The sequence below is a fragment of the Brucella daejeonensis genome (assembly GCF_014199265.1).
Lineage (GTDB): Bacteria > Pseudomonadota > Alphaproteobacteria > Rhizobiales > Rhizobiaceae > Brucella > Brucella daejeonensis.
The window spans coordinates 1-9,224 of record NZ_JACIJG010000040.1 but is presented as its reverse complement, the minus strand read 5'-3'; the positions used below and the strand labels follow the sequence as shown (position 1 = coordinate 9,224).

Sequence of the window (9,224 nt, the reverse complement as noted above, 5' to 3'; positions counted from 1 at the left end):
CTTCGGGCTTATGCTTCTTCTGGGGCATTCCAACGTCCTCTCCAACGGCTCAATAGCCTACTTCAGGGAGGACCACTTTTCAGGGGGCAGGCCAGATATTCAGATATGCCGTCGCACCGATAGCTGGATATACCTTTGAATGGTTTACATACCCATTGTCATAGAAAATTCTGTTCGCGGCGATCAGGTCGTCAAATGTAAACTGGCGGTTAGCCATATTGACAAGCGTATCGTTGTCAATATTCCAAAGCATTGTGTTTAATTCATCTCTAAATCCACCACACAAATTGTTGTACACGTCTTCGCTATAGCGGAGCGGCATGGAGCTTTCCAAGGCTTTAGCCACGATACCATCGGCAGTGGCCCCCTGAAATAGATCAGTCATTTGCAGTTTATTTTCTTCACTTCCCCACAACGCAAGGATTAGCGTGCGTTCAATGGCCGTAAAAAAGTGAATGGTTGCAAGTTGAGGAACAAATGCGCCGAAGGGGTTATTATTTGCATATTCACTCAAGGAATCAGATACGGTCCCCGCGTTACTCTTCACGTCCTGCCCCATTTTGCACATGATCTCCATCGGAGTCGTGCCGTTTTGCGGTAGCGGGCAGTTCCATTGCCCCTTCTTTTCCCCCAATGGATAAAAGAACAACGAACCTTCCGATGGGTTTGGATGGATAATCAGGATAAAGACCAGAAACAGATAGCACGCGATTGTCGTGAATTTCTGGAACTTGGGTAAAAGAAGAATGAGAAGCCCGCCTATCAGGGCGAATAGCAGCGCCAGGGATTGGAGCTGACCATCGCTGAAAAGGTCAAAATAAAAGGATTGCTGCGCAAAGCCGATAACCGTCATCATACGGTGATCACCGACAACGCCCAAATCAGGGAAACTGGTGTAATCGCCCGCGGCAAACGCGGGACCAGCAAAAAGAACGCACATTAAGAGCGTATAAATAAAAACGGCTCCGAAAGAACCAACACGACGCAATCGTTTTTTCCTTACATTCCCATAGCACCTATACATTTATGTGGATGGGCAATAATAAAATGTCATTACATACAATATATATGATTTATTCTTCATGGACATCGTTTTCTATTTTTTATTTATTGTCGATGATTGTCCGTTTATTTGATTGCGCACCTCTTGCGTAATTTTATCGAATTCCCTGAAATCCTTCCATGTCCTGCAAAACGCCATCCGAGGTTCAAATCCAGTTCATTTTCGGGCTATAGGTGTTCTTTGCGACCTGTTCGCAATCCTTCCCCCATAGATCAAAGGAGAACACCGGAATAATGACGGAAACGCTGGAAGCATTCCTCGCCGCCTATCCGTGGATTTACACACTGATTGCCCTATCCGTACTGGTCCTTGCAGCCCTTTTTGCCAATTTTGTCGTCAAAAAGATTTTGCTGCGCGTTGTGAATCACTTCCTTGGCCGCACCGCCTACGGGCGTGACGAAGAGTTGCGCCGTTATGGCGTTATCGAACGCCTCGCCAACATCATGCCCGCCTTTGTGATCGCGTCAGGTATTGGGCTGGTGCCGCATCTGCCAGATGCCGCCGTGACGGTGGTGCGCAACGTCGCAAACGCCTTTATCATCCTGACGCTTGCAATGGCGCTGGCAGCGGCCCTGAACGTGGTGGACACCATTTACCACCGAAGGCCGGAAGCGAAGCTGAAGCCGATCAGAAGCTATATCCAGATTGTCAAAATCGCCATTTATGCGATTGCCGCAATCCTGATGATCGCAACCCTCATCGACCGTTCACCGCTCATCCTGCTGTCGGGCTTGGGCGCTATGGCGGCGGTCCTCATTCTGGTGTTTCAGGATACCTTGCTGTCGTTGGTGGCAGGCATTCAGATTTCATCCACCGACATGGTGCGCGTGGGCGACTGGATTGAAATGCCCGCCTTGAATGCGGACGGCGATGTGATTGAGCTCGCGCTGCACACGGTGCGCGTCCAGAATTGGGACAAGACCATTACGACGATACCCATTCGCAAGCTGGTGACGGAATCCTTCAAGAACTGGCGCGGGATGCAGGAAGCGGGCGGGCGGCGCATCAAGCGCTCGATCTATCTCGACCAGACCAGCATCCGTTTCCTGACACCGGAAGAAATCGAAAAGCTGGGTCGTTTCCGTCTTCTGGAAAACTACCTGCAACGCAAGCAGGAAGAATTGAAGGAGTGGAACGGCAAGCTGGGTGACAAGGGAAGCGTGACCGCCAATACCCGCCGCATCACCAATATCGGCACGTTCCGCGCCTATGTGGAAGCCTATGTGCGGGCGCACCCGCAGATTCACCAGAACATGACGATTCTGGTGCGCCAGCTACAGCCGGGGCCGGAAGGGCTGCCGCTGGAAATCTATTGCTTCACGAAAACCATTGCGTGGAACGATTACGAGGCGATCCAGTCCGATATCTTTGACCACCTGTTTGCCCTGCTGCCGGAATTCGGCCTGTCGGTTTTCCAGAACCCAAGCGGCGCGGATTTCAAAGCATGGCAGGTCGAACGGCCTGCCCTGCCCGCTTCGGCAAAGGTGGTTGAAGCGTAACAAGCCCCACCATATCTGTCAGCAACAAAGCCGCCCTTGTGCAGAGGGCGGCTTTGTCGTTTTCGCGTGTGGAGTCGTCACGGTTACGTCCGCGACGAAAGCAGTTGTCGCGCGGGAAAACGGTAAGGAAAGTGCAAACCCCGAAGGGTTTTCGCGTTCCTTATGGGACCGTGCCTGAAATTGTCAGACGACAGCGGCCAAAATGCGAGAAAGTTTGGAAAAGACAGGGCACGATTGTAGCCTGCGCATGGGCGATGGCAGAGGGTTATTGCTCGCGTGTGTCCCGTGGCCGTCTGGAAAGACGGCCTTGGGCACAAAACGGGCGACCGCCTGCATAGCGTCACCATTCATCGGCCAGCATGACGGTCATGACCCGGAAGCATTTTTCGGGATCGTGCGGCGTACTGGTGTCATAGCGGCATGTTTCGTCGCTGTAACATTCGATTTTCCAGAATACTAACGCCGCCTTGTGACGGATAGCACCGAAATCGTGTTCGCCGTAGGGGTCGTTATCGATGTTAAAATCCGCCTGTGCGCGGATGAGGGCGCATATTTCAATCTGCATCACGGGCGGCAGGTTGGCGAAGCCTTGCGTCATAACGTGATAGCCGCGTAATCCGTCATCCCCGAAAACGGGTATCTGAAGGCGCTGGCGAAAGCGGTCATTGAGCGCTGCAATTTGAACGGCGGTTGCGTAGTCATGGCTCATAATAAGTCTCCTTGTGTTGTTATCGTCTCGATGGACGCGGAGACTTCGGGCGTGCCGAATAAGCCGAACGGGCAAGGGACCACACGTTTAAGCGGGCAGGCCCTTGAGCGTTTGGCGCGGTGCGCCAGGCACAGCAAACCAGAGAGACGAAGCAACGGCACAGGAGCTTCCAGTGAGCCTGTCAGCCGCCGTTCAAGGCAGTAGCCATAAGAGCGTATCGGAGCGTTCGTGAAACCCGCAGCCAATGGTTACGGGTTTCCGCCAAAGGACGTTTGACTATGGCAAGCCGAAAACGCACCGATCTGATTGACTTCATCACGCCGTCACGACGCGGCCATCTCTATTACCGACGTATTTTGCAGGAAGCGGCGCTGGACCCGCAACGATGGATGCGGCACCACTTCATCGTGGTTTTTGACGATGACCACGAGGACAATGTGCAAGCCTTGTTACGCTGGCTGGACAGGGCGCGGGAAACAATGGTGCTGCCGCGTGTGTCGGCCACGAATGCGCCGGCGGGTAGCCCGGACATTCTTCGCCAAATCGGCCTGTCTATCGGCTCCAATCCTTATGTGTATTTTCAAGACGACGACGACCCGCTGCCGATGCATCTGGATCGACGTATGACGATGATGGAACACGGCCACCTTGACGCGGTTTTCGGCGCGACGGAAACCATTACCGAAAGGGGCGTCACCGTCGAGCAATTCCCCCGCATCGTGAATGGCCGCTTTGTCAGCGATGTGCTGGCGGGCCAAGCCGTCTTTCCATCCTACGGGCATCCGCTCGCTGCCCTGTTCACGCGAAAGGTGCTGAACCGCGTGCCGATCTATGACGGACGCCACTATCACAACGGCAGCGCCCTTCCCTTCAATGTGCGGTTCATGAACACGGGCGTCATTATCACGTCCTTGCCCGACATTTGCCGCCGTGTGCGCCTGCACGCCGATAACGACAGCGGCATTTTAGGCCCTGTGCCCGCGATGGAACTGGCGGCGGATATTCGGCGCTGGAGGGATTATATCCTCGCGCCAACCGTGGCCGCGTTTCAGGACATGGTGGCCGATTACCTTGAATCAGGTTGGGTTCAGACATTCCTTGAAATTGCAACGCTGGTAGATGAGGAATTGGGCCTATGATGGTGCCGCATCTGCGGCACCATTCTGCAAGCAACCTCTCCTGCATTTTTTCTATCGGGGTTCAGCAACAAGTCCCTTTACCAGCGCCACGCACGCGCCGAGAAGGACAATCGCAAACGGAAAACCCGTAGAAACGGCCATGGCCTGCAATGCAGCCAATCCACCACCCAAAAGCAGGGCGATAGCCAGAAGCCCCTCGAAAGTGGCCCAAAATACGCGCTGCGGAATGGGAGCATTCATCTTGCCGCCCGCGCTGATCGTGTCGATTACAAGGGAACCCGAATCGGATGAGGTCACGAAGAACACGACGACAAGAACGATGCCTATCAGCGACGTGATGGACGTAAGCGGCAATCCTGCCAGCATTTGAAACAGTTGCAGTTCAAGCGCCGCCGATTGTACCGCAGTCATGCCCTGATCGACCACTTGGCTGATAGCAGTACCGCCAAGCGCCGTCATCCAAAGCGTTGACACGATGGAAGGTATGAGAAGCACGGCAATCACGAATTCGCGCACTGTACGGCCACGGCTGACGCGGGCGATGAACATTCCTACGAAAGGCGACCAGCTTATCCACCATGCCCAATAAAAGGCCGTCCAGCCTTGGCGGAAATTATCGTCCATTCGACCGACCGGATTGGACAGAGCCGGGAGATATTCCACATAAGCCAGCAGGTTCTTGAAGAAGCCCGTGAAAATCTGTTGCGTCGGCCCAACAAGAATAATGAAGACGAGAAGCAGGAAGGCCAGCGCCATATTGATTTCGGAAAGGCGCTTGACTCCTTTATCCATCCCCGCAACGACTGATGCGGTCGCAATCGCGGTAATGAGGATAATCAAGATCACCATTTCGCCTTGGCTAGACGGAATATTGAATAGAAATTCCAGTCCGGCGCTCGCTTGCTGCGCTCCGATTCCAAGCGATGTGGATAATCCAAATATCGTGGCGAAGACGGCCAGAATGTCGATGATATGTCCCGGCCAGCCCCAAACCCTTTCGCCGAAGATCGGGTAGAAAATAGAGCGCAACGTCAAGGGCAATCCCTTGTTGAAGGCAAAAAGCGCCAGAGAAAGTGCAACAATGGCATAGATGGCCCAAGGATGCAGCGCCCAATGGAATATAGTCGCCGCCATCGCCAGACGCCGTGCCCCTTCAGCATCGCCAGCCATGCCATTCAATGGCGACCAATCCGTGCGCAGGCCGTCAGGGCCTGTTACCGGCCCTTGCATAGCGGCGGTAAAATTACCAAGCGGCTCGGACACGCCATAGAACATCAGCCCGATGCCCATACCAGCGGCAAATAACATCGAGAACCACGACACATAGCTATAGTCCGGTGTGGCTTCAGGCCCACCGAGGCGGATTTTACCCAATGGAAGCACGATCAGGGCAATGCAGAGCAAAACAAATACATTGCCCGCAGCAAGAAAGAACCAGTCGAGATTGGATGTTAGAAAATCGCGCAACCCCGCGAAAAATGAACCAAGCGTATTCTGGAAGGCGAGTGTAAGAATCGTGAATGCAACGATACCAATGGCAGATACACTGAATACGATATTGTGAATATCGAGTTCAAAAACGAACCGACGCCGATAATTGATGTTGTCCTGACCGATTTGATAGTCAGTATCGATAATCTGGGTTGCGCCTTCCGGCTGGGGGATTGCCTCTGAATTGATTTCTTCTTGCACACTTGTTTCTGTCAATAATCCGTCCTCGTTCCTTCATGTTTTTGGCATTGCTGCCGGATTGAGAGATGGTGAGACTGCGCGACAATCTGGCGATTGCGTTTAATGGCAGCATGAATCCTCTAAAAATTAAAGAATTTTTCCAGAAGGCTCAACCATGTACTGCCTTCCAAGTCAGATTGGCCGCGCTTCGGGATATTCTCCAACAGGCCACAAACGAGCAAAAATCGCTACCTGCCGAAATCACGGTGACTAAACCTGCCACCGTCCTTGATGAAATCGCCCTTACTCTTTTCAAGGAACCGCTGGCCAGCATTCCCGGCGCACCACCTGTCCGCATTCTCGACCACGGGCGGCAATAAAGTATTCCCGAAAACCACCGTTTTTGAGAATGTTTACTGAAGGTCGCAATTTGCACCTACAGACATTCCGAAAACTATTTATTGAAATAACTATTGCAAAACTACATAATACTTTTGAGTTATAGGGATATTTTTATGTATAGAGACATAGTTATTTCAGAATTATCCAATATGGAAACAGACCTTCGCGCCATGGGAGTGCGAAGCGTGCGCTTGTTTGGTTCCGTAGCGCGTGGAAACGAAACAATTTTTTCTGATGTGGATTTGGCATTGGACGGTGCCAGAGAAAGCGGATTCTCTTTGCTAAACTTGGTCGCTGTTAAAGACTTCATTGCGGCAAGGTTAGGAAAATCTGTTGATGTGGTGACGTTCCCCATCCGACGAATTGACCTTTTGAACGAAATCGAAAGGGACGGCATCCGTGCCTTCTAGCACTCCCTCTCGACGGTACGCCGATATTCTGGAGAATATCGCGCGCATAAGGCTTTATCTCGATGGGTTCGATAAAGAGCGTTTTCTTGCAGACGAAAGGACTTGTGATGCCGTTGAGCGCTGCTTGATGCGCGTCAGCGAGGCTGCAATCAAGTTAGGAGAAGCCGCCGAAATTAATGCACCACACATTCCTTGGCGCAACATCCGTGGCTTAGGAAATGTTTTGCGCCACGCCTACGATGGGGTTGACCCCGAAATTCTCTGGAACCTTATCACCAACGACTTGAAGCCCCTTGAAGATGCTTGCCAGCAAGCTATCCGAGAAATCGCCTGATGTTGGTTGGATATGCCCGCGTTTCCACCCTCGACCAAAAGCCAGAATTGCAGCTCGATGCGCTGAATGCGGCGGGCTGTGAACGAATTTTTGAAGAACGTGCCTCCGGCGCGCAACGTGACCGGCCGCAGCTTGCGGCGGCTATGGATTATCTACGCCAGGGCGACACGCTAGTCGTCTGGCGTTTCGACCGTCTGGCCCGATCCACCGGCCAGCTTATCGCTACAATGGAAATGCTGGAACAGCGCGGTATCGGCCTACGTTCCCTGACGGAAAACATCGACACGACCACAGCAGGCGGCAAACTGATTTTTCATGTTTTCGCCGCGCTGGCGGAATTTGAGCGCAGCCTCATTCGGGAACGAACGACAGCGGGCCTTGCCGCCGCCCGTGCGCGAGGCAAGATCGGCGGACGACCAAAGGCCATGAACGACAATGATATTACCGTCGCTAAAGCGCTGCTGAAGGACGAAGGAATAACGGTGGTGGAGATCGCAAAACGGCTCGGAGTGAGCCTTTCGACGCTGTACCGGCATCTGCCGGCAGCGCGAAACAATCATGATTGAGAAAGCCGCCTGAAAGCATCAGGCGTCATTTTTTCGGTGGGGGTGCGGGGACGTGTCCCCCGCCCGCCGCAAAACCACGGAAAACGTAAAAGGGAATTGCTGCACTCGGACCCGAAGGCAGCATTTCCCTTATTCAGCCCCGACAAAGAATGGGCAGAGGCTTGTCGGAACCAAAGGGCGGTTGATGAGCGCCCAAGGCACCATATCAACCGCCCGACAGGTTTTCCAGCGGATTAGGCCGCAATAACGTCCTCATCATCTTCGTTGTCCACCATGACGACCACAGGCCCCGTGCTGGATGGGTAACGGTCTGTGTAGCCGCTGGCGGCGGTTTCCAAGTAACGCGGAAGCCAGTTTTCCGCCTTCATGGTACGGTTGCCCGCAAGGCAGTCGGCAATAATGCCTTTCTGCACCTTGGCCGTGGTCGTGACATTGGCGTTCGCCGCCTCGTCGCCTGCTACTTCGCGCATCATTTCATTGATGGCCTCCTTGTCGCGCAAGAGGTCAAAAAATGTCTGGTCAGGCGTCCACCAGTGGCGCATGTCGGTGCCAAACTGCTCGGCAAGGGTCTGAACGGCCATGCTGTGCGCCGCCAAAGTTTCCGCCATGATGTAAGTGAGGATGCGCATAACGGCGGCATCGGCCAAGGGTAGCAGGGCGCGGAAAATATCTTCAAGGCTTCGGCGCTCGCGCCATTCCCCCTTGATACGGGCAATGCTCGCGGCTGGCTTTTCCGCATCGCCACCCAAAAGCTGGTGAATTTCGGCGCGTTCCTGCTCCATGACGGTGCTGGCCTTGGCCGCGCCCACGCTGGCCGCAATGGCGTTGCTGTCAGCGCGTTTCGGCTCGGCGGTCACATCCCACAGGCTTGCCCCCGCAATCATGTGCGCCACGGCCAGACGGAAGGCAACAGCAGGTTTTGCCAGCAATTCGGCCTGAACGGCGGCATGACCGATAGCCGTGCCGGAACGGCCAACTAGATAGCTTTGGATAAGGGAAGCATCTGCACGATTGCCATACTCCCCTGCCCGCCTGTGCGGCCCGTAGGAGCGTTTCTTTTCACTTTCGCATGAGCGTTGCATCCAGCCCGGAAAAATGAAATGCTGGCCCGCACAGAGCGCCACAGGCATATGCGGCGGAAGGGGAGTTATCCCCAAGATCGGGCGAGGCTGAACGCCTCACAAAAATGTGAAGTTTCAGGACAGAAGTGGTTGAGAGTCGTTGCCGGGTATGGGCAACGGTTGATATTTACTGCCCCTAAACTGCCCCTTGAACATCAAAAAGCCCCTGCGTGGGGCAAGGGCTTTTCGTGTAAGGTGTTGTTTTTATTGTAGAAAACTGGTTGCGGGGGCAGGATTTGAACCTGCGGCCTTCAGGTTATGAGCCTGACGAGCTACCGGGCTGCTCCACCCCGCGATAAACCTTTGAGCA

General features: G+C 53.8%; 10 protein-coding genes and 1 tRNA gene. 6 read left to right on the top strand and 5 right to left on the bottom strand.

Features of this window, described 5'->3' with window-relative positions:
- Window positions 1–79 precede the first annotated feature (79 nt).
- Window positions 80–988, bottom strand: coding sequence for a hypothetical protein (locus tag FHS76_RS22175; protein ID WP_183658452.1), 909 nt, complete (start codon window positions 986–988; stop codon window positions 80–82).
- Between the two features lie 308 nt (window positions 989–1,296).
- Between FHS76_RS22175 and FHS76_RS22170 the strand changes: the two genes are divergently transcribed.
- A complete protein-coding gene (locus FHS76_RS22170) occupies window positions 1,297–2,562 on the top strand; it encodes a mechanosensitive ion channel family protein (RefSeq protein ID WP_183658450.1) in 1,266 nt (421 codons plus the stop codon).
- 340 nt (window positions 2,563–2,902) lie between these two features.
- Here FHS76_RS22170 and FHS76_RS22165 read toward each other — a convergent pair whose 3' ends face one another.
- Window positions 2,903–3,271 (bottom strand): DUF3768 domain-containing protein, encoded by a 369-nt coding sequence (locus FHS76_RS22165; protein WP_176025065.1) that lies wholly within the window; start codon window positions 3,269–3,271, stop codon window positions 2,903–2,905.
- 278 nt (window positions 3,272–3,549) lie between these two features.
- Between FHS76_RS22165 and FHS76_RS22160 the strand changes: the two genes are divergently transcribed.
- The gene (locus FHS76_RS22160) at window positions 3,550–4,410 is read left to right on the top strand and encodes a glycosyltransferase family 2 protein (protein WP_183658448.1); all 861 of its coding nucleotides are present in this window, start codon (window positions 3,550–3,552) and stop codon (window positions 4,408–4,410) included.
- A 51-nt stretch (window positions 4,411–4,461) separates the two neighbouring features.
- On the opposite strand, the gene FHS76_RS22155 is transcribed toward FHS76_RS22160, so the two are convergent.
- Window positions 4,462–6,117: a BCCT family transporter gene (locus FHS76_RS22155; protein WP_210306207.1), complete on the bottom strand. Its 1,656-nt coding sequence runs from the start codon at window positions 6,115–6,117 to the stop codon at window positions 4,462–4,464.
- A gap of 50 nt (window positions 6,118–6,167) precedes the next feature.
- Between FHS76_RS22155 and FHS76_RS22150 the strand changes: the two genes are divergently transcribed.
- The 4 genes from FHS76_RS22150 to FHS76_RS22135 all read left to right on the top strand — a co-directional run bounded on the left by FHS76_RS22150 (window position 6,168) and on the right by FHS76_RS22135 (window position 7,793).
- Entirely contained in the window at window positions 6,168–6,461 is a 294-nt protein-coding gene (locus tag FHS76_RS22150; RefSeq protein WP_176023507.1) for a hypothetical protein, read from the top strand.
- Between the two features lie 135 nt (window positions 6,462–6,596).
- Window positions 6,597–6,893 (top strand): nucleotidyltransferase family protein, encoded by a 297-nt coding sequence (locus FHS76_RS22145; protein WP_183658446.1) that lies wholly within the window; start codon window positions 6,597–6,599, stop codon window positions 6,891–6,893.
- Complete coding sequence (locus tag FHS76_RS22140; RefSeq protein WP_183658445.1) at window positions 6,883–7,227, top strand: HepT-like ribonuclease domain-containing protein; 345 nt, start codon at window positions 6,883–6,885, stop codon at window positions 7,225–7,227. The genes FHS76_RS22145 and FHS76_RS22140 overlap by 11 nt, the downstream gene beginning before the upstream one ends.
- The gene (locus tag FHS76_RS22135; RefSeq protein WP_183658453.1) at window positions 7,224–7,793 is read left to right on the top strand and encodes a recombinase family protein; all 570 of its coding nucleotides are present in this window, start codon (window positions 7,224–7,226) and stop codon (window positions 7,791–7,793) included. Before FHS76_RS22140 ends, FHS76_RS22135 begins: the two co-directional genes overlap by 4 nt.
- Window positions 7,794–8,026: 233 nt before the next feature.
- Here the strand turns inward: FHS76_RS22135 and FHS76_RS22130 are convergent, their stop codons facing one another.
- On the bottom strand, window positions 8,027–8,875 hold the full coding sequence (locus tag FHS76_RS22130) for a hypothetical protein (protein WP_183658444.1): 849 nt from the start codon (window positions 8,873–8,875) through the stop codon (window positions 8,027–8,029).
- A gap of 257 nt (window positions 8,876–9,132) precedes the next feature.
- Window positions 9,133–9,209, bottom strand: a tRNA-Met gene (locus tag FHS76_RS22125).
- Window positions 9,210–9,224: the final 15 nt, after the last annotated feature.